Source organism: Marilutibacter maris (assembly GCF_003233695.1).
Classification (GTDB): Bacteria; Pseudomonadota; Gammaproteobacteria; order Xanthomonadales; family Xanthomonadaceae; genus Marilutibacter; species Marilutibacter maris.
This window is the reverse complement of record NZ_CP029843.1, coordinates 831,296-854,816: the sequence shown is the minus strand read 5'-3', so window position 1 is coordinate 854,816 and position 23,521 is coordinate 831,296. Positions and strand designations below refer to the sequence as shown.

At 69.3% G+C, this 23,521-nt stretch carries 24 protein-coding genes and 1 tRNA gene; 12 read left to right on the top strand and 13 right to left on the bottom strand.

Going from position 1 to position 23,521, the window contains the following annotated elements; genetic code table 11:
* Positions 1-39: 39 nt before the first annotated feature.
* Positions 40-1,152, top strand: a complete 1,113-nt coding sequence (locus C9I47_RS03855; protein ID WP_111265574.1) for a PilT/PilU family type 4a pilus ATPase — start codon at positions 40-42, stop codon at positions 1,150-1,152.
* 43 nt (positions 1,153-1,195) lie between these two features.
* Here C9I47_RS03855 and maiA read toward each other — a convergent pair whose 3' ends face one another.
* Positions 1,196-1,852, bottom strand: a complete 657-nt coding sequence (maiA, locus tag C9I47_RS03850) for a maleylacetoacetate isomerase (protein ID WP_111265573.1) — start codon at positions 1,850-1,852, stop codon at positions 1,196-1,198.
* A gap of 158 nt (positions 1,853-2,010) precedes the next feature.
* Entirely contained in the window at positions 2,011-2,991 is a 981-nt protein-coding gene (locus C9I47_RS03845) for a fumarylacetoacetate hydrolase family protein (RefSeq protein WP_111265572.1), read from the bottom strand.
* 201 nt (positions 2,992-3,192) lie between these two features.
* On the opposite strand from C9I47_RS03845, the gene C9I47_RS03840 reads away from it, so the two are divergent.
* Together C9I47_RS03840 and C9I47_RS03835 are read left to right on the top strand one after the other, a co-directional pair.
* Positions 3,193-3,966 (top strand): LuxR family transcriptional regulator, encoded by a 774-nt coding sequence (locus C9I47_RS03840; protein WP_111265571.1) that lies wholly within the window; start codon positions 3,193-3,195, stop codon positions 3,964-3,966.
* A 104-nt stretch (positions 3,967-4,070) separates the two neighbouring features.
* A complete protein-coding gene (locus C9I47_RS03835) occupies positions 4,071-4,751 on the top strand; it encodes an acyl-homoserine-lactone synthase (RefSeq protein ID WP_111265570.1) in 681 nt (226 codons plus the stop codon).
* A 197-nt stretch (positions 4,752-4,948) separates the two neighbouring features.
* Here C9I47_RS03835 and C9I47_RS03830 read toward each other — a convergent pair whose 3' ends face one another.
* The 5 genes from C9I47_RS03830 to rplM all read right to left on the bottom strand — a co-directional run bounded on the left by C9I47_RS03830 (position 4,949) and on the right by rplM (position 7,748).
* Entirely contained in the window at positions 4,949-5,767 is an 819-nt protein-coding gene (locus tag C9I47_RS03830; protein WP_111267944.1) for a DUF3050 domain-containing protein, read from the bottom strand.
* A 140-nt stretch (positions 5,768-5,907) separates the two neighbouring features.
* Positions 5,908-6,435, bottom strand: a complete 528-nt coding sequence (locus C9I47_RS03825) for a hemerythrin domain-containing protein (protein ID WP_190238597.1) — start codon at positions 6,433-6,435, stop codon at positions 5,908-5,910.
* A 338-nt stretch (positions 6,436-6,773) separates the two neighbouring features.
* Positions 6,774-6,848, bottom strand: a tRNA-Gln gene (locus tag C9I47_RS03820).
* Between the two features lie 66 nt (positions 6,849-6,914).
* Positions 6,915-7,307, bottom strand: a complete 393-nt coding sequence (gene rpsI, locus C9I47_RS03815) for a 30S ribosomal protein S9 (protein WP_111265568.1) — start codon at positions 7,305-7,307, stop codon at positions 6,915-6,917.
* A 12-nt stretch (positions 7,308-7,319) separates the two neighbouring features.
* Positions 7,320-7,748: a 50S ribosomal protein L13 gene (rplM, locus tag C9I47_RS03810; protein WP_111265567.1), complete on the bottom strand. Its 429-nt coding sequence runs from the start codon at positions 7,746-7,748 to the stop codon at positions 7,320-7,322.
* 203 nt (positions 7,749-7,951) lie between these two features.
* Between rplM and C9I47_RS03805 the strand changes: the two genes are divergently transcribed.
* Complete coding sequence (locus C9I47_RS03805) at positions 7,952-9,106, top strand: (Fe-S)-binding protein (protein ID WP_111265566.1); 1,155 nt, start codon at positions 7,952-7,954, stop codon at positions 9,104-9,106.
* Positions 9,107-9,164: 58 nt separating this feature from the next.
* On the top strand, positions 9,165-9,821 hold the full coding sequence (coq7, locus tag C9I47_RS03800; RefSeq protein ID WP_111265565.1) for a 2-polyprenyl-3-methyl-6-methoxy-1,4-benzoquinone monooxygenase: 657 nt from the start codon (positions 9,165-9,167) through the stop codon (positions 9,819-9,821).
* Positions 9,822-10,532: 711 nt separating this feature from the next.
* Here the strand turns inward: coq7 and speD are convergent.
* Complete coding sequence (speD, locus tag C9I47_RS03795; RefSeq protein WP_111265564.1) at positions 10,533-11,324, bottom strand: adenosylmethionine decarboxylase; 792 nt, start codon at positions 11,322-11,324, stop codon at positions 10,533-10,535.
* A gap of 307 nt (positions 11,325-11,631) precedes the next feature.
* Here speD and crp point away from each other — a divergent pair, with 307 nt between their 5' ends.
* Positions 11,632-12,324, top strand: coding sequence for a cAMP-activated global transcriptional regulator CRP (gene crp / locus C9I47_RS03790; protein WP_111265563.1), 693 nt, complete (start codon positions 11,632-11,634; stop codon positions 12,322-12,324).
* 369 nt (positions 12,325-12,693) lie between these two features.
* Here crp and C9I47_RS03785 read toward each other — a convergent pair whose 3' ends face one another.
* From C9I47_RS03785 to C9I47_RS03765, 5 genes are all read right to left on the bottom strand, one after another.
* On the bottom strand, positions 12,694-13,449 hold the full coding sequence (locus C9I47_RS03785) for a haloacid dehalogenase-like hydrolase (protein ID WP_111265562.1): 756 nt from the start codon (positions 13,447-13,449) through the stop codon (positions 12,694-12,696).
* The gene (gene trpC, locus C9I47_RS03780; protein WP_111265561.1) at positions 13,446-14,237 is read right to left on the bottom strand and encodes an indole-3-glycerol phosphate synthase TrpC; all 792 of its coding nucleotides are present in this window, start codon (positions 14,235-14,237) and stop codon (positions 13,446-13,448) included. The genes C9I47_RS03785 and trpC overlap by 4 nt, the downstream gene beginning before the upstream one ends.
* Complete coding sequence (locus tag C9I47_RS03775) at positions 14,234-14,581, bottom strand: antibiotic biosynthesis monooxygenase family protein (RefSeq protein WP_111265560.1); 348 nt, start codon at positions 14,579-14,581, stop codon at positions 14,234-14,236. Before C9I47_RS03775 ends, trpC begins: the two co-directional genes overlap by 4 nt.
* Positions 14,582-14,596: 15 nt before the next feature.
* Positions 14,597-15,640, bottom strand: coding sequence for an anthranilate phosphoribosyltransferase (gene trpD, locus C9I47_RS03770; protein WP_111265559.1), 1,044 nt, complete (start codon positions 15,638-15,640; stop codon positions 14,597-14,599).
* Between the two features lie 77 nt (positions 15,641-15,717).
* Positions 15,718-16,317, bottom strand: coding sequence for an anthranilate synthase component II (locus C9I47_RS03765; RefSeq protein WP_111265558.1), 600 nt, complete (start codon positions 16,315-16,317; stop codon positions 15,718-15,720).
* Between the two features lie 289 nt (positions 16,318-16,606).
* Between C9I47_RS03765 and azu the strand changes: the two genes are divergently transcribed.
* From azu to C9I47_RS03735, 6 genes are all read left to right on the top strand, one after another.
* Complete coding sequence (gene azu, locus C9I47_RS03760) at positions 16,607-17,086, top strand: azurin (protein WP_111265557.1); 480 nt, start codon at positions 16,607-16,609, stop codon at positions 17,084-17,086.
* Entirely contained in the window at positions 17,083-17,526 is a 444-nt protein-coding gene (locus C9I47_RS03755) for a group III truncated hemoglobin (protein ID WP_111265556.1), read from the top strand. The genes azu and C9I47_RS03755 overlap by 4 nt, the downstream gene beginning before the upstream one ends.
* Before the next feature lie 44 nt (positions 17,527-17,570).
* Positions 17,571-18,968, top strand: coding sequence for an oxygen-independent coproporphyrinogen III oxidase (gene hemN, locus C9I47_RS03750; protein ID WP_111265555.1), 1,398 nt, complete (start codon positions 17,571-17,573; stop codon positions 18,966-18,968).
* Positions 18,969-18,978: 10 nt separating this feature from the next.
* Positions 18,979-19,758 carry a helix-turn-helix domain-containing protein gene (locus C9I47_RS03745; RefSeq protein ID WP_407067496.1) on the top strand — a complete coding sequence of 260 codons (780 nt, stop codon included), beginning with the start codon at positions 18,979-18,981 and terminating at the stop codon, positions 19,756-19,758.
* Between the two features lie 92 nt (positions 19,759-19,850).
* A complete protein-coding gene (locus C9I47_RS03740) occupies positions 19,851-22,169 on the top strand; it encodes a nitric-oxide reductase large subunit (RefSeq protein ID WP_111265553.1) in 2,319 nt (772 codons plus the stop codon).
* Positions 22,170-22,283: 114 nt separating this feature from the next.
* Positions 22,284-23,510 carry an NnrS family protein gene (locus tag C9I47_RS03735; protein WP_111265552.1) on the top strand — a complete coding sequence of 409 codons (1,227 nt, stop codon included), beginning with the start codon at positions 22,284-22,286 and terminating at the stop codon, positions 23,508-23,510.
* Positions 23,511-23,521: the final 11 nt, after the last annotated feature.

Genomic DNA, 23,521 nt, shown 5'->3' with positions numbered 1-23,521 from the left:
GTCGGGGATCGGAACGGTTACGTTTAGAGGGGTTGCTGCATGGACATCGGCTATTTTCTCAAGCTGATGACGGAAAAGAACGCGTCGGACATGTTCCTGACCACCGGCGCGCCGGTCTACATCAAGGTCGAGGGCAAGCTTTACCCGCTCGGCAACACCGGCCTGCCGCCGGGGATGGTCAAGAAGATCGCCTACTCGCTGATGGACGAGGGCCAGGTGCCCTCGTTCGAGCGCGACCTGGAGCTGAACATGGCGATCGCCCTGCCCGACGCCGGACGCTTCCGCGTCAACGTGTTCAAGCAGCGCGGCGAGGTCGGCATGGTGATCCGCGCGATCCGCAGCGTGATCCCCTCGATCGAGGAGCTGCAGCTGCCGCAGGTGCTCAAGGACATCATCATGGCCCCGCGCGGGCTGGTGCTGATCGTCGGCTCGACCGGTTCGGGCAAGTCGACCACGCTGGCCTCGATGATCGACCATCGCAACAGCAGCACCTCCGGTCACATCCTCACCATCGAGGATCCGATCGAGTACCTGCACAAGCACAAGAAGTCGATCGTCAACCAGCGCGAGGTCGGCCTGGACACCCACGCCTTCCACAACGCGCTGAAGAACGCGATGCGCGAGGCGCCGGACGTGATCCTGATCGGCGAGATCCTCGACGCGGCGACGATGGAGGCGGCGATCGCGTTCGCCGAGACCGGCCACCTGTGCCTGGCCACCCTGCACTCCAACAACGCTGATCAGACCCTGGAGCGCATCCTCAATTTCTTCAACGAGTCGGCGCACAAGAACGTGTTGATGAACCTGGCGCTGAACCTCAAGGCGGTGGTCAGCCAGCGCCTGGTGGTGGGCACCGACGGCCGCCGCCTGCCGGCCGCCGAGGTCCTGATCAACACCCCGCACATCCGCGACCTGATGCGCCGCGGCCAGGTCCACGAGATCAAGCACGCGATGGAGGAGTCGCTGGAGGAAGGCATGGAGACCTTCGACCAGTGCCTGTTCCGCCTGGTCAAGGAGGGCAAGGTCGACATGGAGGAGGCGCTGCGCGCGGCCGACTCCCGCGACGGCCTGGCCCTGAAGTTCCGCCTGTCCGAGGGCTCCAGCGCCGAGCACGACCCTTACGCGGACGTGTTCGACGCCAACGCGCACTGAGCCGCCCCGCCGCGCGGGCCCGGCCGATGCCGAGGCCCGTCGCTCAGGCGGCGTCGGGCTGGTTCTCGGGGCGGGCGGCGTCGAACGCCGGCAACGCCAGGCATTCGGCCTCGATCCGCTCGATGGTCGGATACGGCGCCATGTCCAGCTTGAAGCGACGCGCGTTGTAGACCTGCGGAATCAGGCAGCAATCGGCCAGCGACGGCGTATCGCCCTCGCAGAAACGGCCGGTCGACGGGTGCTCGGCGAGCATCGCCTCGATCGCGGCGAAGCCCTCGCCGATCCAGTGCCGGACCCATTGCGAACGCGCGTCGGCATCCAGCCCGAGCGCGTTCTCCAGGTGCTGCAGCACGCGCAGGTTGTTGAGCGGGTGGATCTCGCAGGCGACCGCCTGGGCCAGCGCCCGCACCCGCGCCCGCTCGCGCGCGACTCCGGGCAGCAGCGGCGGCGACGGCCAGGTCTCGTCCAGGTACTCCAGGATCGCCATCGACTGGCGGAAGGTGCGGCTGCCGTGGACCAGCACCGGCACCAGCCCCTGCGGATTGGCGGCGCGGAACTGCGGCGTGTGCTGTTCGCCGCCGTCGCGGACCAGATGCACCGGCACGGTCTCGTAGGACAAGCCCTTGAGGTTGAGGCCGATCCGCACCCGGTAGGCGGCGCTGGAGCGCCAGTAGGAATACAGCCGCAGTCGTTCGCTCACGCTCGCCTCACGCCATCTGCCTTCGGGGCGGACTACCTTACCTCAGCGTCGCGGCCGGACAAGACCGTCGCGGCGCGCGCCGGATGCGTCCGGCAACGACGCAAACGGGGCGCGCGGCCACGGCCGGACGCCCCCGCGCGGGAAGCCGGACGACCGCCTCAGCCACGCTCGATGCGCTGCTCGATCGCGCCGAACAGGCTGTGGCCGTCGTCGTCGAGCATCTCGATGCGGACGCTGTCGCCGAACTTCATGAATGGCGTCTGCGGCTTGCCGTGCTCCAGGGTCTCGACGGTACGGCGCTCGGCGAAGCAGGACGCGCCCAGCGTGGTGTCCTGATTGGCGACGGTGCCCGAGCCGACGAGGGTGCCGGCGGTCAGCGGCCGGGTCCGGGCCGCGTGCGCGACCAGTTGGGCGAAATCGAACTGCATGTCGACACCGGCCTCCGGCGCACCGAACCACTCGCCGTTGACGTGGGTCAGCATCGCGCGGTGCAGCTTGTTGTCGCGCCAGAAGCCGTCGAGCTCGTCCACGGTCACGAACACCGGACTCAGCGCCGAGCGCGGCTTGGACTGCAGGAAGCCGAAGCCCTTGGCCAGCTCGGGCGGGATCAGGTTGCGCAGGCTGACGTCGTTGACCAGTCCGACCAGTTGGATGTGCGCGGCGGCCTGCTCGGGCGCGACCGCCATCGGCACGTCGTCGGTGATCACCACGACCTCGGCCTCCAGGTCGATGCCGTAGTCCTCGCTCGGCACCCGGACCGGGTCGCGCGGGCCGTAGAAGCCGGCGCTGACCGCCTGGTACATCAGCGGGTCGGTGTAGAAGGTCTCCGGCACCTCGGCACCGCGCGCGCGGCGCACCCGCTCGACGTGCGGCAGATAGGCGCTGCCGTCGACGAACTCGTAGGCCCGCGGCAGCGGCGCCGCCAGCGCGGCCATGTCCAGATCGAACGCGCCCTCGGCACTGCCGGCGTTGAGCGCGTCCGACAGCGCGTTCAGGCGCGGCGCGGCGTTGGACCAGTCCTCCAGCGCGCGCTGCAGGGTGTCGGCGACGCCGGTCGCCCGCACCGCACGGGTGAGGTCTCGCGACACGACGATCAGGGTGCCGTCGCGGCCCCCTTCTTTAAGGCTTCCGAGCTTCATCGGGACTCCGGCTTCAAGGGTGGCAGGGGCGCCGCAGCGCAATGGTTTCAATTGTAACCTGTTCATCCGGGGCCACGAAAAGGCGCGGCCGACCATTCGACACCCCGCCAATTGTGATCGCATTCCGGTTCCGCGCATCGCTCGCGTGGCGCCGCCGCCGCGAGCTGCTACGGTGAATCCGGACTTCCAGAAGGACCTGCGATGTTACCGCCACTGCAGGCGTTCACACCGCCACTGCAGGCATTCACCGACCTGCAGGAGTGCCCGTCGGCCGACGCGCTGACCCGCGCGGTCGACCGCCTGACCGGCCCGTTCGGGGTCTCGCACTGGCTGTACGCCCTGGACCTACCGCTGGTCGACGACCGGCGCCGTCAGTTCACCCTCGGCGGCTATCCGCAACTTTGGGTCGAGCGCTATCTCGAGCAGGACTATCTGCGCATCGACCCGATCGTCTCGCACTGCCACGACCGCGCGACCCCCTTGCGCTGGTGCGATGCGGTACCGACCGACCAGCGCGTGATCGACCCGCACCAGCAAGCGATCCGGAGGATGTTCGGCGAGGCCGGCGAGTTCGGCCTGGGCGCCGGGGTCAGCATTCCGCTGCACGGTCCGGGCACCCACTGGGGGCTGATGTCCTTCGCCGGCGAATCGGGGCTGAACCCCGAGCTGACCCGGTACCTGCCCTACCTGCACATGCTGGCCCACTACGTCCACGAGTCGGCCCGCCGCTTCATCCCGACGATGTTCGCATCGCCGGGGCCGGCGGTTGAGCTGCCGCACCTGACCGGGCGCGAGCGCGAGTGCCTGTTCTGGGCATCCGCCGGCAAGACCAGTTGGGAGATCGGGCAACTGCTCGGCATCAGCGAGCGCACCTCGGTCTTCCACCTCCAGAACGCCGCCCGCAAGCTGGGCGTATCCGGCCGCCAGGCCGCGGTCGCCCGCGCGGTGACGATGGGCCTGATCTCCACCTACTGAGTGCGGCGCCCGCGCCGCGGCCATCCTGTCAATCCTTGCAGCTGTAACGTCTGACAGCTTGCGCTCCTCTGTCGCCACCCACCACGACAGGGAGTTCAAGCACCATGACCACGATCACGATCGGCCGCGCCGGCAACGGCCGGATCCACCCCACCCTGATGGACGGCATGCACCGCTTGCGTGCCGATGTCTTCCACGCCCGCCTGGGCTGGGACGTGAAGGTCCACCATGGACGCGAACGCGACCATTTCGACCGCGCCCATCCCTACTACCTGCTCGCCCATGACGCCCTGCTGCCGGTAACGCCGGCGGGGCGGCCGCCTGCGCGTGTGGTCGGCTGTTGCCGGGTATTGCCGACGCTGGGCCCGAACATGCTGCGCGACGTGTTCCCGCAGTTGGCCGACAGCCGCGGCATTCCGGCGCGCGCCGACGTCTGGGAGGTCAGCCGTTTCGCCGTCGCCACCGACACCGCGGCCGCAACGGGCACTGCCGCCGGTGGCTACGGGTTCAGCACCACCCCGGCGCTGATGGTCGCGCACCTGCTCAGCTTCTGCGCCGGCCGCGACATCAGCGCCCTGGTCGGGGTGACCAGCGCGCCGTTCGAGCGGATGCTGCTGAAGCTGGGACTGGAGGTCGCGCAGCTGGGGCGACCGCGCCGGATCGGACGGGTGATGAGCCTGGCTTTCGAACTGCCGCTGGACGCGCACAACCTGCGTGTCGCCGACACCATCATCGCCGGCGTCCAGGCCGCCGCCATCGCACAGGATCTGCCGCGGGCCGCCTGAGCCCGCCTTCCCTGGCGGTTGCAGCCTTTCGGCTGCAACCGCCACCGTCGTCCGGGTGTCCCGGGTCCGTCATCCGTCCCCCGCCAGGTCGCGCCGGCCGGGGGGTCGCATCCTGCGATCCCAGAACGCGCATCCAGATGCACGTCCTCGCATTCCCTGCGCCGCCGGCGCGACCGGCTGGAGAACGGGTGGCAGTCCTATGCCGACACCCTTGCCTCGGCGGCTTCTTCCCTGAAAGTGGATTTCCTGTCGAGCTTGCGCAGCAGTGTCTCGGTACCGTCCCACAGCGCATGCCGCGCATGCAGCGCATCGCGCGCGGCCTGGCGCGCGCGTGGCAGCCCCTGCGGATGCCGCGCCAGCATCGTGCAGATCATCTTGGTGGCCGCCGGTCCGTGCTCGTCGGCATCGAGTTCGATGTGACGCTCCAGGTAGTAGACGAAGCCCGGCGCGGTGGCGGTGTCCAGCCCCCAGCGCGACAACAACCCCTGGAACATGCCCGGAATGATGTTCTCGCGACCGTACAGGAAGCTCGCCGCGACCTGCAGGGTCGAGCCCTCGGTGGCGGTGCGCAGGGTGTCGAGCACGAAGTTGCGCACGAATACCGGCACGCCCGCCTCGATCAGCGCGTCCTCCGGCGCCACGCCCTGCTCGAGCGCGGCCAGGAAGTGCAGGAACGACTCGGTGGAGGCGCCGACATCGTTCATCGCCGCCAGGTACAGGTCCAGATGGCTGGCCGGCCGGCCCTGCGCATCGACGTCGCTCTCCTCGGCCAGCACGATGTCGTTGATCAGTCGCGCGCTGGCCGGGTCGCTCGGCGGCATCCACGGCAACCGCACGCAGGTCAGGTCCTGCTGCAGCCGTTTGACCAGGGACATGAAGTCCCACACGGCGAACACGTGCACCTGCATGAATGCACGCAGTGTCTCGATGTTGCGCAGCTCGTCGAACACGCCGTGGCATTCGAGGCCGCGACGCAGACGCGCGATCTGGGGGGTAACGATCGGATCGACTTCCATGTCCATGCTCTCCTTTTCTCGGGGGGAAGCGTTGTGGATGGATCGAACTGGGATTGACTGCTACCTGGTGATCTTTACTTGACGACTGTTGCGGGTGGACGACTGCTGGTGGAACGGATGGACGATCTGGAACGGCCGGCTCAGGCCGGCTGGTACAGCGGATACAGACTGGCTTCCTCACGCTGGATGCGCTGCGCGAGCAGATCGCCGACGGCCTGGTAGTCGTCGATGAAGGCGCTCTTGCTGGCTTCATCGAAGGCGTTCAACTGGTACTTCTTGACGAAATCCACCACGCCGCGCGCGATCGCGTTCATCTCGCGCCGGAAGCTGCGGATCAGCATCGTGTTCTCGCTGTCGCCTTCCAGTGCGCGCTCGACATAGTTGTAGAAGCGCACGTTCTCGGCGATCAGATGGGCCTCGAAGTTCATCTTGAAGCGGGTCAGCAACGGCGGGATTTCCTCGAACCGGTCGTGCCTGGCGCAGCTGCCTATCTCATCGAACAGTGCGACGAGATCGTTATGATCCTGCTTGAGCGCGGGCACCAGGCCGGCGTCGTAGGCGATCGGCCGGGCCGGGGTCGACATCGTCCCCAGGGTCGCGGCCTGCTCCACCGCGGCCGTGCCCTTCGGGGCCCGCCGCTGTTGCGGCTGCCCGACAAGCCTTCGCATGAACCCCAACATGCGCCCCCTTCAGATCTCTGAATTCCCTTCCCGATCGACCATAGCGGCGCGATCCGGCCGCAGGTACCTGTCAGATGCAGCAGGGTGAAAACACTCACGCCGAGGTCACCATCCCCCTGCTATTGCCCCTTGGTATTGCCCCCGGCGGACGCCCTTGGCGGCGGCCTCGTCCCGGCCGTTCCGCGGTCATGCCGCTCGACGCAGCCCGGGCGCATGCCTGCGCCCCGCGGGCGGCCGTCGCCGCCGAAGCGGGCGCAAGGCACGGGAAAGCGCAGGGAGGACAGAAACAAAAAACCCGCCTTGCGGCGGGTTCTTCGTATCGGATTTGGCAGCCCCGGATGGATTCGAACCACCGAATGTCTGAGTCAGAGTCAGATGCCTTACCACTTGGCGACGGGGCTATGAGACCGATTATAGCGCAACGGACGGAAAAGTAACCGGCAAGAAGCCGAACTTCCCGATGTCGATTAGCGCTTGGAGAACTGGGTCGCGCGACGGGCCTTGTGCAGACCGACCTTCTTGCGCTCGACCTCGCGGGCGTCGCGGGTCATGAAGCCGGCCTTGCGCAGGTCCGACTTCAGGTTCTCGTCATACTCGACCAGCGCGCGGGCGATGCCCAGGCGGATCGCACCGGCCTGGCCGGTGGTGCCGCCGCCGATCACGGTGACCTTGACGTCGAACTTGTCGCTCGACTGGGTCAGCTCGAGCGGCTGACGCACGATCATGCGCGCGGTCTCGCGTCCGAAGAACTCGTCGAGCGGACGCTCGTTGATGGTGATGTTGCCGCTGCCCTTGCGCAGGAACACGCGCGCGGTGGAGGACTTGCGACGGCCGGTGCCGTAGTTCTGCTGGATTGCCATGTCTGCTTTACCTTAGATGTCCAGGGGCTGCGGCTGCTGGGCGGCATGCGGATGCTCGGCGCCCTTGTAGACCTTCAGCTTGCGGTACATCGCGCGGCCGAGCGGGTTCTTCGGGAGCATGCCCTTGACACCGATCTCGATCACGCGCTCGGGATGACGCTCCAGCGCCTGGGCCAGGGTCTCGGACTTCAGGTTGCCGATGTAGCCGGTGAACCGGTGGTACATCTTGTCCTGCAGCTTCTTGCCGGTCACGGCGATCTTCTCGGCGTTGATCACGACGATGTAATCGCCGGTATCGACGTGCGGGGTGTAGACGGGCTTGTGCTTGCCGCGCAGACGGCGCGCGAGTTCGGAGCACAGGCGGCCGAGGGTCTTGCCTTCGGCATCGACGACGTACCAGTCGCGCTGGACGGTCTCGTTCTTGGCGGTGAAAGTCTTCATGACGGCTCTTATCAGGTGAATCTGGTCGGGCGGATTCCGTGGCACCGCGGCGCCGGCGGAACTTTGCCTCGCGTTGTGACCCGCGGCAGCAAACGCTTCGCGGACGAAAGAAGCGGAATCATAGCGGCTATCCGGACCCCGCGCAAGCCTGCCAACACCCTCAAGGAGCCGCCCCCCGGCCGGCGGTGCTAGCATCGCCGGCCATGCCTGCCCCTTCGCGACCGACGGACGAGCGCGCCGCGCTGCAGGCGCTGGCCGACCGTTGCGTGCAATGCGGGCTGTGCCTGCCGGCCTGCCCCACCTATGCCCGCGAACGCCTGGAGGCCGAGTCCCCGCGCGGCCGGATCGCACTGGCGCGGGCGCTGGCGACCGGCTCCCTCGCCGCGACCGGGCTCGGCGAGGCCCATCTCGACCACTGCCTGGGCTGTCGCGGCTGCGAGGCGGTATGTCCGGCCGGGGTCGAATACGACCGCTTGCTGGTACTGGCCCGCTCCCAGCAGCGCCAGCGCCGCCGCCCCGGCCGCCTGCAGCGCCTGCTGGAAACCCTGGCCGCCCGCCCGGCCCTGCTGAGCCGGCTGCTGCGACTGTATCGGAGCGCCCACCCGTTCCTGCCGGCGCGGCTGCGGCGCTTGCCGCGACCGCCCGCCCCCATGCCCGCCCCCGCGCACCCGGCCGGCGCCGTCGGCGCGGCACGGGTGGCGATATTCGGCGGCTGTGTCGCCGATGCCTACGAGGCGCCGCTGCGCGCGGCCCTGACCCGGCTGCTGGCGGCCCTGGACATCGCGGTGACGCCGGTCCGCGGGCAGACCTGCTGCGGCAGCCTGCACGCGCACGGTGGCGACGGCAGCGCCGCGCGCGCGCTGGCCGACGCCAACCGCGCCGCCTTCGCCGGCTGCGACACCGTGCTGACCCTGGCCAGCGGCTGCCACGACACGGTGGCCGCGGCGATGCCCGCCGGCACGGCCGCGGTCGACGCGCTCGCGTTCGTGCACCGCCATCGCGAGCGCCTGCGCTTCGGCGACGCCGGCGGCGAACGGGTCGCGCTGCACCTGCCCTGCACCCAGCGCGGCGTCGCCGGCTCGGTCGCGGCCCTGCGGGCGCTGCTGGCACGGATACCGGGGCTGGAGGTGATCGAGCTCGATCCCGGCCTCGGCTGCTGCGGCGCGGCCGGCATCCAGATGCTGACCGACCCCGTACGCGCGGCCGGCTACCGGGAGCCGCTGCTGGCGCAGTTGCACGACAGCGGCGCGACCCGCCTGCTCAGCGCCAACGTCGGCTGCCGCCTGCACCTGGCCGCCGCCGCCCGAGTGCCGGTCCAGCACCCGCTGGAGCTGCTGGCCGAACGCCTGCGTCCCTGAAGCCGCCGGCCGGCACCCGCCCCGCCAACGGCCGCGGCCGGCGGCGTAAACTGCATGCATGAACAGCTCCTCCACGCCTCCCCGCCGACTGACCCCGCTCGACCGGCTGCTCGACGGCACCCAACGCGCGCTCGACACCGTGTTCGGCGCACCGCGCGCCGAGCGCGCCAATCCCGCCGCGACCGAAGCCGACGTCGTCCTCGACGAGGCCGAGCGCCGCCACGCCGCCGGCCTGATGCGGATCAACCACGTCGGCGAAGTCTGTGCGCAGGCGCTGTATTGCGGCCAGGCCGCGGTCGCGCGCGACCCGGCCACCGAGCGCCACCTGCTCGACGCCGCCCAGGAGGAAACCGACCACCTGGCCTGGTGCGCGGACCGCCTGCGCGAGCTCGACAGCCGCCCGAGCCTGTTCAACCCGCTGTGGTACGGCGGCAGCTACGCGATCGGCGTGCTGGCCGGGCTGCGCGGCGACGGCTGGAACCTCGGCTTCGTGGTCGAGACCGAACGTCAGGTCGAGGCCCACATCGACGAGCACCTGACCTCGCTGCCCGAAGCCGACATCCGCAGCCGCGCGATCCTGGAGGTGATGAAGGCCGACGAGGCCCGCCACGCCGACAACGCCGAGGCCGCCGGCGCGCGGGTGCTGCCGCCACCGATCCCGACCGTGATGGCCGCCGCGTCGAAGCTGATGAAGGCCGTCGCCTACCGGCTGTGACCATGCCCCTGCGCTCGCAGGAGCGGCGCAAGCCGCGATGAAGCCCTCCCATGAAAGCCCCATCGCGGCTCACGCCGCTCCTACGAAATGCGACACAGCATGGACCCAGCCCCCTGAGTCAGGGGGCGATTCGCATCGCAGATGCGAATGGGGGTGTGGAAGCGCAACGGCGGGGCCCGAGGTTTGCGCAGCAAACCTTGGGAGATATCCGCGCGCAGCACGGATATCGTTCCCCCTGAGTCAGGGGGCGATTCGCATCGCAGATGCGAATGGGGGTGTGGAAGCGCAACGGCGGGGCCCGAGGTTTGCGCAGCAAACCTTGGGAGATATCCGCGCGCAGCCGGATATCGTTCCCCCCTGAGTCAGGGGGCGATTCGCGCATAGCGCGAATGGGGGTGTGGCAGCGCAACGGCGGGGCCCAAGGTTTGCGCAGCAAATCTTGGGAGATATCCGGGCGCAGCACGGATATCGTTCCCCCCTGAGTCAGGGGGCGATTCGCATCGCAGATGCGAATGGGGGTGTGGAAGCGCAACGGCGGGGCCCGAGGTTTGCGCAGCAAACCTTGGGAGATATCCGCGCGCAGCCGGATATCGTCCCCGCGCAGGAGCGGCGCAAGCCGCGATCGATGCCCCGCCACAAACGCGAAAGCCCGCCGGAGACGGCGGGCTTTCGGCTTTCCGGGCCCGGGGGCGAGCGCCCGGCGTCCGGCGCTCAGTCGACCAGATTGCGCCCGTGGTAGAGCTCCTCGATCTCGCGCTTGAGCCGCGCTTCGATCTTCATCCGCTCCTTGAACGACAGGTTGCGCGCCTTCTCCTCGAACAGGTAGGTGTCGAGGTCGAACTCCTTCAGGTGCATCTTGGTGTGGAAGATGTTCTCCTGGTAGACGTTGACGTCGAGCATCTCGTAGCGCGACTTCACGTTCTTGGCCAGGAAGTCCTGGATCGAGTTGATCTTGTGGTCGATGTAGTGCTTCTTGCCCTTCACGTCGCGGGTGAAGCCGCGCACGCGGTAGTCCATGATCACGATGTCGGACTCGAAGCTCTCGATCAGGTAGTTCAACGCCTTCAGCGGCGAGATCACGCCGCAGGTGGCGACGTCGATGTCGGCACGGAAGGTCGCAATGCCGTTGTCCGGATGGGTCTCCGGATAGGTGTGCACGGTGATGTGCGACTTGTCCATGTGCGCGACCACGGCGTCGGAGATCACGCCCTTGGCCTGCGACTTGTCGATCACCGGCTCCTCGGAGATCAGGATCGTCACCGACGCGCCCTGCGGATCGTAGTCCTGGCGCGCGATGTTGAGGATGTTGGCGCCGATGATCTCCGCCACGTCGGTCAGGATCTGGGTCAGGCGGTCGGCGTTGTAGGCCTCGTCGATGTACTCGATGTAGCGCTGACGCTGGTCTTCGGACACGGCGTAGCAGACATCGTAGATGTTGAACGAGAGGGCCTTGGTAAGGTTGTTGAAACCCTGCAGCCTCAGGCGAGGCAACGGCTTGACCACGTCGGCAATTCCGGGGGACGGCTGGGGGCACGCATTATGCGGCAATCGTCATGACCGTTAAAGCGATTGCCTCGCGGTCAGGTGAACGGCGTCGCACTCCGCTACCGGGTCGGCCGGGGTCGCGGATCCCGCCTCGCGAGCCGCCCCGGATCCCCGCCGGAGCTTGCTCTCAGGGCCCGCGACGGACCTGCGCACGGCGCCGCTCCGGCCCCGCGGCCACCGCCAAAAACGTCAGGATTTGCCCCCGGGCGTCGCTTGGGCCTAAGCTCCGTCGATTGAAGGATCACCACTACACCCAATTCAACCTATGCCTGCCGACCCGGTCGCCCATCTCACCGCGCTCCGCCGCACCCACAGCCCGCTGACTCCGGATGCCGCCACGATCGAGCGCTTCCTGGTTCACTGCCATCGCCGCCGCTACCCGTCGAGGACCGACGTGTTCCGGCCCGGCGACCCGGCCAGCACGCTCTACTACATCATCTCCGGCTCGGTCAGCATCATCACCGAGGAGGACGACGGTCGCGAGCTGGTGCTCGGCTACTTCGGCCCCGGCGAGTTCGTCGGCGAGCTCGGCCTGTTCATCGAAAGCGAGCAGCGCGAAGTGATCCTTCGCACGCGCACCGCCTGCGAGCTGGCCGAGATCGGCCACGACCGCTTCTACGACCTGCTGATGACCCGGCTGGCCGCGGATGCCCCGAAGCTGCTGTACGCGATCGGCGCGCAGATCTCGCGGCGCCTGCTCGATACCAGCCGCAAGGCCGGCCGCCTGGCCTTCCTCGACGTCACCGACCGCATCGTGCGCGCCCTGCACGACCTGGCCCGGGAGCCGGAGGCGATGAGCCATCCCGACGGCACCCAGCTGCGGGTGTCGCGCCAGGAGCTCTCGCGCCTGGTCGGCTGCTCGCGCGAGATGGCCGGCCGCGTGCTCAAGAAGCTGCAGGCCGACGGCAAGCTGCACGCCCGCGGCAAGACCGTGGTGCTGTACGGCACCCGCGGCTGACGCCAGCGACATCGCCGCGTCCCCGACGGGCAGCCCGTGCTTGCGGCATGAGCTGCCCGTTTCGTTTGCGCGCCGGCATCTGCGCAGCAGCGGCGTGAGTCGCGATCCGGGGCCTTGCCATGAAGGCCCCATCGCGGCTTGCGCCGCTCCTACAAAAAGCGGCGGAGCGGCGCGGGATGGATGGGCTGGTCTCGTGGGAGCGGCGTACGCCGCGGTCCCGGGCGCAGCCGGATATCGTTCCCCCCTGAGTCAGGGGGGCGATTCGCGCGCAGCGCGAATGGGGGGATGGATGCGCAACGGCGGGGCCCAAGGTTTGCGCAGCACACTTTGGGAGATATCCGGGCGCAGCCGGATATCGTCCCCGCCGGCTCAGGCCACCGGGTCGCCGGCGCGGCCCGGGCATCCCCAGTTGAGGATCGGCGTGCCGGCCGGCAGCAACTGGCGGAAGCGGTCCACGCGGCGCGCCTTCGGGTTCACCACCACCGGCTCGGCGGCCGCCAGCAGCAGCGGCAGGTCGGCGGTGCTGTCGGAATAGGCCTTGTGCACGGTGCCGTCGAAGCCGGCCTCGTGCAGCATCGTCATCTTCATCCGGTTGTGGCAGTGGCGGACCGGGCCGACTCCGCCCAGGCGCGGTCCGACCCGGGTGCCGACCACCGGCACGTCCTCGTGGGCGACGAAGGCCAGGATCGCCCGCGCCAGCTCCGGCGGCGCACCGGTGGCGACCACCACCCGGTCGCCGCGCTCGCGGTGCCCGTGCAGCACCTCCAGTGCGATCGGCAGCAGGCGGGCGCGGATCTGCTCGCGGTGGCCGTCGACGTAGCGGTCGATCACCGCGTCGAGATCGCGGCGGCCATGCAGGCCGAACACCGAGCCCACCCAGACGAAGCCGGAGATGCCGAACCGGCGGGTCGGCAGGAACGCCACCAGCGGCCCGAACAGCGGCGCGATCAGCACCGCCATCGCCACCCGCCACCACGACCGCCCGATCATCCAGCGGAACAGATGGGTACCGGAGTCGCCGTCGTAGAGCGTGTGATCGAAGTCGAACACCACCAGCGGCGCGTCCGCCCGCGCCGGCGGATAGCCGCGGCCGGCAACGCCGTCGTCGCCGCCGACCGCACTCATGCCGCGAACAGCCTCTGCAGGGCGGCGCCCGGGTCGGGTTCGCGCATGAAGCTCTCGCCGACCAGGAACGCGTCGATCCCGGCCTCGCGCATGCGCGCGACGTCCGCCGGCGTGGCGATGCCGCTCTCGGTGACCAGGGTGCGGTCCGGCGGCACCGCCTGCTTCAGCGCCAGGGTGGTGTCGAGCGAGACCTCGAAGGTGCGCAGATTGCGGTTGTTGACCCCGATCAGCTCGCAGTCGGTCTGCAGCGCGCGCTCCAGCTCGTCGATGTCGTGCACCTCGACCAGCACGTCCATGCCCAGCTCGTGGGCCAGGTTGGCCATCTCGATCATCGGTCCGTCCTCGAGCGCGGCGACGATCAGCAGGATGCAGTCGGCGCCGATCATCCGCGCCTCGTAGACCTGGTAGGGGTCGATGGTGAAGTCCTTGCGCAGCACCGGCAGCGCGCAGGCGCCGCGGGCCTCGCCCAGGTAGAGATTGCTGCCCTGGAAGAAATCGACGTCGGTCAGCACCGACAGGCAGGCGGCGCCGCCGGCCTCGTAGCTGCGCGCGATCTCGGCCGGCTGGAAGTCCGGACGGATCAGCCCTTTCGACGGGCTGGCCTTCTTGACCTCGGCGATCACCGCCGCCTGGCCGGCGCCGATCTTCCCGCCGATCGCGCGGACGAAGCCGCGCGTGGCCGGCATGGCCTCGGCGCGCGCGCGCACCATTTCCAGCGGCCGCATCCGGCTGCGCTGCTCGATCTCCTCGACCTTGCGGGCGAGAATGGTGTTGAGGATGTCGCTCATGCGTGCTGTTTCTTTCCGTAGGCGCGTTCGACCCGGGCCACGCGCAGTTCGAAGTGTCGGTACCAGTGTTCGCGACCGTGGGCGCGGGTCGCGGCGTGCTCGGCGTGGCGCTTCCACGCGAGGATCGCATCCTCGTCGCTCCAGTAGCTGACGGTGATGCCGAAGCCGTCGCCACCGCGGGTGGACTCGACCCCGAGGAAGCCCGGCTGCTGCCGCGCCAGCTCGACCATGCGGTCGGCGGCGCGGGCATAACCGGCGTCGTCGCCGTCGCTGCGGCGCGAGCTGAAGATCACCGCGTAGTACGGCGGTTCGGGCAGCTCGGCGAAGGCGTCGTCGCGGCTCATCGTCGCCCCCCCGGGTCAGGCCGGCGCCCGCGCGCCGAGCTCGCGGGTCAGGGCGACGAACGCGTCGAGCCTGGCTCTGGCCGCGCCCGAGCCCATCGCTTCGCGCGCGCGCTCGATGCCGTCGGCGATGCTGTCGGCGACGCCGGCCACGTACAGCGCCGCGCCGGCGTTCATCGCGACGATCTCCAGCGGCAGCCCGGGCTTGCCCGACAACACGTCGAGGACGATGTCGCGCGACTCCATCGCGTCGCCGACCTGCAGGTTGCGGGTCGCCGCCATCGAGATGCCGAAGTCCTCCGGGTGCACCTCGTACTCGCGCACCTGCCCGTCGCGCAGCTCGCCGACCAGGGTCGACGCGCCCAGCGACAGCTCGTCGAGGCCGTCGCGCCCCCACACCACCAGCGCACGCTGCGCGCCGAGCTTGCGCAGCACGCGGACCTGGATGCCGACCAGATCGGGATGGAACACGCCCATCAGGATGCTCGGCGCGCCGGCCGGGTTGGTCAGCGGACCGAGGATGTTGAACAGGGTGCGCACGCCCATCTCGCGACGCACCGGCGCGACCACCTTCATCGCCGGGTGATGCACCGGCGCGAACATGAAGCCGATTCCGCAGCGATCGATGCACTGCGCGACCTGTTCCGGCTGCAGCTCGATGCAGGCGCCCAGCGCCTCGAGCACGTCGGCGCTGCCCGACTTCGACGACACGCTGCGGTTGCCGTGCTTGGCGACCTTGGCGCCGGCGGCCGCGACCACGAACATGCTGGCGGTGGAAATATTGAAGGTATGGGCACCGTCGCCGCCGGTGCCGACGATGTCGACCAGACCGCTGCGGTCGGCGACCTCGACCGGGCGCGCGAACTCGCGCAGCACCGTCGCCGCGCCGGCGATCTCGCCGACGGTCTCCTTCTTCACCCGCAATCCGGTCAGGATCGCCGCGGTCATCGTCGGGCTCACCCCGCCCTGCATCACCTGGCGCATCAGCTCGACCATCTCGTCGTGGAAGATCTCGCGATGCTCGATGGTGCGTTGCAGGGCTTCCTGCGCGGTGATCGGCATGGGCTGGACTCCGTGTTCGCTCAAGGAATGGGCCGCCGGGCGGCGGCGATGGTGGATCGGGCGCGCGTGTCGACCGCTCAGCTCGCGCCCGGCCGCTCGAGGAAGTTCCTCAGCAGCGCATGACCGTGCTCGGTCAGGATAGATTCGGGGTGGAACTGTACGCCCTCGACCGGATGCTCGCGGTGGCGCAGGCCCATGATTTCGTCGAACGCCGGCGCATCGTCGGCGTCGGACTCGGTCCACGCGGTGATTTCCAGGCACTCGGGCAGGCTGTCGCGCTCGACCACCAGCGAGTGGTAGCGGGTCGCCTCGTAGTGGTCCGGCAGCCCCGCGAACACGCCCTCGCCGCGATGACGGATGCGCGAGGTCTTGCCGTGCATGATCCGCTTGGCCCGCACCACCCGGCCGCCGTAGGCCTGGCCCAGGCTCTGGTGGCCGAGACAGACGCCGAAGATCGGCACCTGCGCTCCCAGCTCGCGGATCACCTCGACCGACACACCGGCCTCGTTCGGGGTGCACGGACCGGGCGAGATCACGATCCGCTGCGGCGCCAGGGCGCTGATCCCGGCGACGTCGAGCTCGTCGTTGCGCACCACCTTGACCTCGGCCCCCAGCGTCTGCAGGTACTGCACGAGGTTCCAGGTGAAGCTGTCATAGTTATCGATCATCAGCAGCATGACACGCCCATCTCATTGATTCATATGAACAAATAGGCCATTGCCGATGAGCTGCACCGCTCCGGGTGCCCGCGCTTTTCGTGGGCCGCCTGCGCCCAGGCCACCATTTTGGACGAAGTCGGGACCTCCGTGTCCAATGAATAGCGGCTATGGCGACCCGCCCGCGGCCGCATTCGCCCGCTCCCGGACGCCCCGGCGACGGCCGCTCACCCGCGCACCTGACCTGGATCAAGTCGCGCCCGGGACGCGCGGCGCAGACTGTCGGCAGACCGTTCCAGGAGTCCCTGCCATGTCCACGCCCCGCCGTTCCGCTCCCCAGGCGCTCGCCCTGCTCGCCCTCGCCCTGCCACTCGCGATGGCGGCGACGCCGGCCTCGGCCGATCCCTGCGCCGCCACCATCGAGAGCACCGACGCGATGCAGTACACGGTCCACGAGCTGTCGGTACCGGCCTCGTGCAAGACCTTCACGGTGACCCTCAAGCACACCGGCAAACTGCCCAAGACGGTGATGGGCCACAACTTCGTGCTCGGCCGCAGCGCCGACATCGATGCGATCAACCGCGACGGCATGGCCGCGGGCGCGGCCAACGACTACGTCAAGCCCGCGGACGCGCGGGTCATCGCCTCCAGCAAGGTCATCGGCGGAGGCGAGACGACGACCATCGCGATCCCGGTCGCCAGGCTCGACGCCGGCGAGCGCTACACCTATACCTGCACCTTCCCCGGCCACTCGGCGGTGATGCGCGGCAGCCTCGCGCTGAAGCCGTGAGCACCGCGGCGCCCACCCCCGATGCGCCGACCGCCCACGCGCCGCTCGCCGAAGCGGATATCGCGCGCCTGGTCGAGCGCTTCTACCAGCGGGTCCGTCTGGACCCGTTGCTGGGGCCGGTGTTCGCGCCGGTGGTCGAGGACTGGGATGTCCACATCGCGACCCTGATCGACTTCTGGAGCGCCGTGGTCCTGCGCAGCGGGCGCTATCGCGGCAACCCGATGGCGATGCACCGCCGGCTGCCGATCCAGCCGGAGCACTTCGAGCGCTGGCTGGCGCTGTGGAACGAGACCGCGCGCGAAGAGCTGGGCGAGGACAACGCCCGGATCGTCGGCGACCATGCCGCGCGCATCGGCCGCAGTCTGCGCCATGGACTGGGACTGGGCCCGACGCGTCCATCGCCGCCGCAGGCGGACGCGTCCGGATCGATGCCGGGTTGACCCGGATCAAGACCGCGCGCCGCGCGCCTGCATAGGCTGTCGCCATGGACACGTCATTCGCCTTCGATGCGGACCTGCTGCGTCGCTACGACCGCCCCGGCCCGCGCTACACCTCCTATCCGACCGCCCCGCAGTTCGATGCCGGCTTCGACGAGGCGCAGTTGCGGCAGGCCGCCGCGGAAAGCAACGGCGACCCGATCCCGCGCCGGCTGTCGCTGTACGTCCACGTGCCGTTCTGCACGAGTCCGTGCTTCTACTGCGGCTGCAACCGGATCATCACCCGCGACACCGCGCGCGGCGAGGCCTACCTGGCGCGCCTGTACCGCGAGGTGGCGATGACCGCCGCACTGTTCGACCGCGACCGCGAAGTGATCCAGCTGCACTTCGGTGGCGGCACGCCCAACTTCCTCGCCCCCGGACAGCTGGGCGAGGCGGTCGACACGCTCCGCCATCACTTCCGCTTCAGCGATGCCGACGACCGCGACATCTCGATCGAGATCGACCCGCGCCAGGTCTCGCCGGGGGAGATCGGCGAGCTGGCGGCGATCGGATTCAACCGCGTCAGTCTCGGCATCCAGGACTTCGATCCACGGGTGCAGGAAGCGGTCAACCGCATCCAGCCGGCCGCGGACACCCTCGCCATCATCGACGCGGCGCGCCGCCACGGCATGCGTTCGGTCAACGTCGACCTGATCTACGGACTGCCGCGACAGACGCCGGAGGGCTTCGCGCGCACGCTCGACATCGTCACCGGGGCGCGTCCCGACCGGCTCGCGGTCTACGGCTACGCGCACATGCCGCGCCTGTTCCGCGCCCAGCGCCGGATCGTCGAGGAGGAACTGCCGTCGCCGGCGTCGCGGCTGGCCCTGCTGCAGTTGACGATCGAGAAGCTCACCGCCGCCGGTTACCGCTACATCGGCATGGACCACTTCGCCCTGCCCGAGGACGAGCTCGCCCGGGCGCAGGAAAACGGCAGCCTGCATCGGAACTTCATGGGCTACACCACCCATGCCGACACCGACCTGATCGGCCTGGGCGTGAGTGCGATCAGCCATGTCGGAAACAGCTTCAGCCAGAACCCGCGCGAGTTGGCCGACTGGCAGACCGCCCTGGACGAGGGACGGCTGCCGGTCGCCCGCGGCATGTGGCTGGACCCCGACGACGCGATCCGCGCCGACCTGATCCAGCAGCTGATGTGCCAGGGCTGCATCGAGGTGCCCGCGTTCGAGCGCCGCCACATGCTGCGCTTCCACGAGTACTTCGCCGCCGACCTGGCGCGCCTGCAGCCGCTGCTGGACGACGGCCTGGCGCGGTGGGACGGCAAGCGCCTGCAGGCGACTTCGCGTGGCCGCCTGCTTCTGCGTAACATGGCGATGTGCTTCGACCGGTACCTGCATCAGGATGTCCCAGCGAACACCCTCCGCTACTCGCGTGCCATCTGATCCCGCAACGGTGTCCGGACGCGCCGCGGATGGCAGCGGCGATCCCGCCGCGTTCCCGCGCAACGATTCGCGGACCTTCGCCAACGATGGCGACGCGCTGCGCTTCTGCTCGACCTGCGCGTTCTCGCAGGCCTGCCTGGCCGAGGGCATGGACAAGAGCGGCCTGGCCGACCTGCACATGCTGGTCGAACACATCGGCCCGTTCCGCGAGGGCGAACACATCTTCCGCGAGGGCGACCCGTTCGAGGCCATCGCCGCGGTCCGTGCCGGCACGGTGAAGACCTACATCGTCGACCGCGACGGCCGCGAGCACGTGCTGGGCTTCCACCTGCCCGGCGAGGTCATCGGCCTCAACGCCATCGACGGCGACCACTATCCCTGCAACGCGGTGGCGCTGGACACGGTGATGCTGTGCCGGTTCTCGTTCCCGCGGATATCGGTGCTGGCCACGCAACTGCCCGGGCTGCAGCGCCACCTGTTCCGGCTGATGAGCCGCGACATCAGCCGCGCCGCCCTGCACGCCGGCGACTGGAGCGCCGATCAGCGCATGGCGGCGTTCCTGATCGGCCTGTCGCGACGGCTGGCGGCACGCGGCTTCTCGCCCACGCGCTTCCAGCTGACGATGGCGCGCACCGACATCGCCAACTACCTGCGACTGGCGCCGGAAACGGTCAGTCGCGTGCTCAGGCGCTTCCAGCGCGACGGCCTGTTGCAGGTCGATCGCCGCGAACTCGAGCTGACCGACCCGCCCCGCCTGCAGGCGCTCGCCGCCCCGGTGCTGCGCAGCTGAGCGCGCGGCTCCGGCCGTTCCGGTTGACCTGCATCAAGGAGCCGCACGGACGCCGGCGCGACCATTTCCCGGTCCGAACCGGGAGACCGTCAATGAGCAGCACCCGAAAGCTATGGATGGGCCTGGCCCTCCTCCTCGTCGCATCGTTCAGCGTGCTGCTGTGGGCGGGCGGGGAGATATTCCGCAATGCGCCGCCGATGCCCGAACGCGTGGTCACCGCCCAGGGCGACGTCGTTTTCACCCGCGCCGACATCGAGCGCGGCCGCCAGGTCTGGCAGTCCATCGGCGGCATGCAGCTGGGATCGATCTGGGGCCACGGCGGCTATGTGGCGCCGGACTGGAGCGCCGACTGGCTGCACCGCGAGGCGACCGGCATCCTCGACCTGTGGGCCCGCGCCGAAGGCGGCGTCGCGGCCTGGTCGCAACTGGAACCGGAGGAACAGGCGCGGCTGCAGGGGCGGCTGAAGGCGCTGATGCGCGGCAACACCTACGATGCCGCGACCGGCACGATCACGATTGCGCGCGACCGCGCCGCGGCGATCTCCAACGTCGCCGCGCACTACGAAAGCCTGTTCGGCAACGATCCGGCCACCGCGGAACTGCGCGAAGCCTATGCGATGAAGGACAACACCGTGCCGGACCCGGCGCACCGCCGCGCCCTGACCGCGTTCTTCTGGTGGACCGCCTGGGCCGCCGGCACCGAACGCCCGGCCGCCATCGCCGACGACGGCAGCGCCGCACCGGTCGGACAGGTCGTCACCTACACCAACAACTGGCCCAGCGAACCGCTGATCGGCAACGCGCCGGCGGCGCCGATGTGGGTATGGTCGGCCTTCAGCGTGCTGTTCCTGCTCGCCGGCATCGCCCTGCTCGGCTGGCACCACGCGGTGACCCACGACCGCAACGACGCCCCGTCCCGGCTGCCGGCGACCGACCCGCTGGCCGGCATCCGCGTGACCGCCTCGATGCGGGCAACGGCGAAGTATTTCTGGGTGGTGCTGGCCCTGTTCCTGGTCCAGATCCTGCTGGGCGCGGTCACCGCCCACTATCAGGTCGAGGGCCAGCAGGCCTATGGTTTCGCGCTGTCGGAGGTACTGCCCTATTCGCTGTCGCGCACCTGGCATACGCAGCTGGCGGTGCTGTGGATCGCGGTGGCCTGGCTGGGCACCGGCCTGTACATCGCGCCGGCGCTGTCCGGACACGAGCCGCGCTTCCAGCGCTTGGGGGTCAACTTCCTGTTCGTGTGCCTGCTGGTGATCGTGATCGGCTCGTTCGCCGGCCAGTGGATGGCGGTGATGCAGAAGCTGGGGCTGGAGCACAACTTCTGGTTCGGCCACCAGGGCTGGGAGTACGCCGACATGGGGCGCTTCTGGCAGTGGTTCCTGTTCGTCGGGTTGTTGCTGTGGCTGACCTTGGTCGGCCGGGCGCTGTGGCCGGTGCTGCGCGGACCGGCGACCGAGTCCAAGTCGATCGTCGCGTTGTTGTTCATGTCGACCGTGGCGATCGGCCTGTTCTTCGGCGCCGCGCTGATGTGGGGCGAGCACACCCATCTGTCCGAGGTCGAATACTGGCGCTGGTGGCTGGTGCACCTGTGGGTGGAAGGCTTCTTCGAAGTGTTCGCCACCGCCGTGATGGCGCTGATCTTCACCCGCCTGGGCCTGGTGAAGGCGTCGATGGCGACGACCGCGGTGTTGTTCGCGACCATCGTGTTCATGGCCGGGGGCGTGCTGGGGACCCTGCACCACCTGTACTTCGTCGGCACGCCGACCGCGGTGGTGGCGCTGGGCGCGAGCTTCAGCGCACTGGAAGTGGTGCCGCTGGCCTACATCGGCTTCGAGGCCTACCACACCTGGAAGCTGGGGCGGGCCACTCCCTGGATGGCCCGCTACCGCTGGCCGATCCTGTTCTTCATCGCGGTCTCGTTCTGGAACCTGGTCGGCGCCGGTCTGTTCGGCTTCCTGATCAATCCGCCGTTGTCGCTGTACTACATGCAGGGTCTGAACCTGACTCCGCTGCACGGCCACACCGCACTGTTCGGCGTCTACGGCATGCTCGGCATCGCGCTGGTGCTGTTCTGCCTGCGCGGACTGCGCGGGCAAATGGTGTGGAACACCGGTGCGCTGAAGCTTGCGTTCTGGTCGCTCAACATCGGCCTGGCGCTGATGGCGCTGCTCACCCTGCTTCCGCTGGGCACGATGCAGCTGATCGCCGCGATCGAACACGGCTACGCCCATGCGCGATCGGCCGAGTTCATGCAGCAGCCGCTCGTCGACCTGCTGGTGTGGATGCGGGTACCGGGCGACACGATCTTCAGCATCGGCGCGGTCGCGCTGGCCTGGTTCGTGCTCAGGCTGTGGGTGGCGCCCCGGCGTGGCACGCTGCCCGAATGCGCCGCGGAGATGGCGGACTGAGTGGCGCACGCCGGCGCGGGCCCGACCGCGCCGGCCGTCTTCGATCCCGGCCGGCCGCCCTGCAGCTGACCTGGATCAAGGCGGCCGCACCACGACCTGGCCGATCCTGAGCCGATGCACGATTCGTCCGCCCTGCCGCCTCCGTCCCTGCATCGACTGGGGGGCGCACCGCACCGCCTGATGTTCTTCATCGGCTGCGTCAACCTGCTGGCGGCGATGCTCTGGTGGACGGCATGGCTCGCCGCCGCGCGCGGGGCGTTGCCGGCGATGCCGCAACCGCAGCCCTACGCTGGCTGGCTGCACGCCTTCGTCATGCAGTACCAGATGCTGCCCAGCTTCATCTTCGGCTTCCTGCTGACGACATTTCCGCGTTGGCTGGACCTGCCCGGGTTCACCGCGCGGCGCTTCCTGCCGGTCGGCGCGGGCATGTTCGGCGGCCAGCTGGCGACCCTGCTCGGCGCGCTGGGCTGGGGGCCTGGCATTTCCGTGGGCCTGGCAATGACCGCGGCAGGGTGGCTGGCCGGGCTGATCGCACTGGGCGGATGCCTGCTGCGCGACCGCGACAGCAATTGGCACGCGCGCTCCTGCTTCGCCGCACTCGCGATCGGCTTCGTCGGCCTGCTGTTCTGGGGCGGCCATGTCTGGGGCGGTTCGGCAACGGCGGCCTTCGTCAGCATCAAGCTGGGCACCTTCGGCATGCTGCTGCCGGTCTACCTGACCGTCGCCCACCGGATGTTCCCGTTCTTCGCCAGCCGCGTGGTGCCCGGCTATGTGCCGTGGCGTCCGGGCTGGGTGCTGGCATTGTTCTGGGCACTGCTGGCGGCCCACCTGACGCTGGAGCTGCATCACGCCTACGCATGGCTGTGGCTGGTCGACATCCCGCTGCTGGCCGGCTCGGCGATGCTGTTGCTGCGATGGTGGCCGGACCGCCCCGCACCCGGCCTGCTGAAGGTGCTGTTCCTCGGCAGTCTCTGGCTGCCGCTGACATTCGCGTTGTACGCGGCCCAGAGCGCCGCCTACCAGCTGACCGGCGCCTTCTGGCTTGGACGCGCACCCGCGCACGCACTGTTCATCGGCTTCTTCGGCAGCGTCCTGATCGCGATGGTGACCCGGGTCACCCGCGGCCACTCCGGACGCAGCCTGCGGATGCCGCCGATCGCCTGGTTCGCGTTCGCGACGATCCAGTTGTGCGCGCTGAGCCGGATCGGCGCCGAGCTGGCCGCCGCGCCGTTGACCTGGCAGTTGCTGTCGGCGTCGCTGTGGTTGCTGGCGCTGGGCCCCTGGGCGCTGCGAATGGGCCACATCTACCTCTCACCGCGCGTCGACGGCAAGCCCGGTTGAGCGCACCGCAC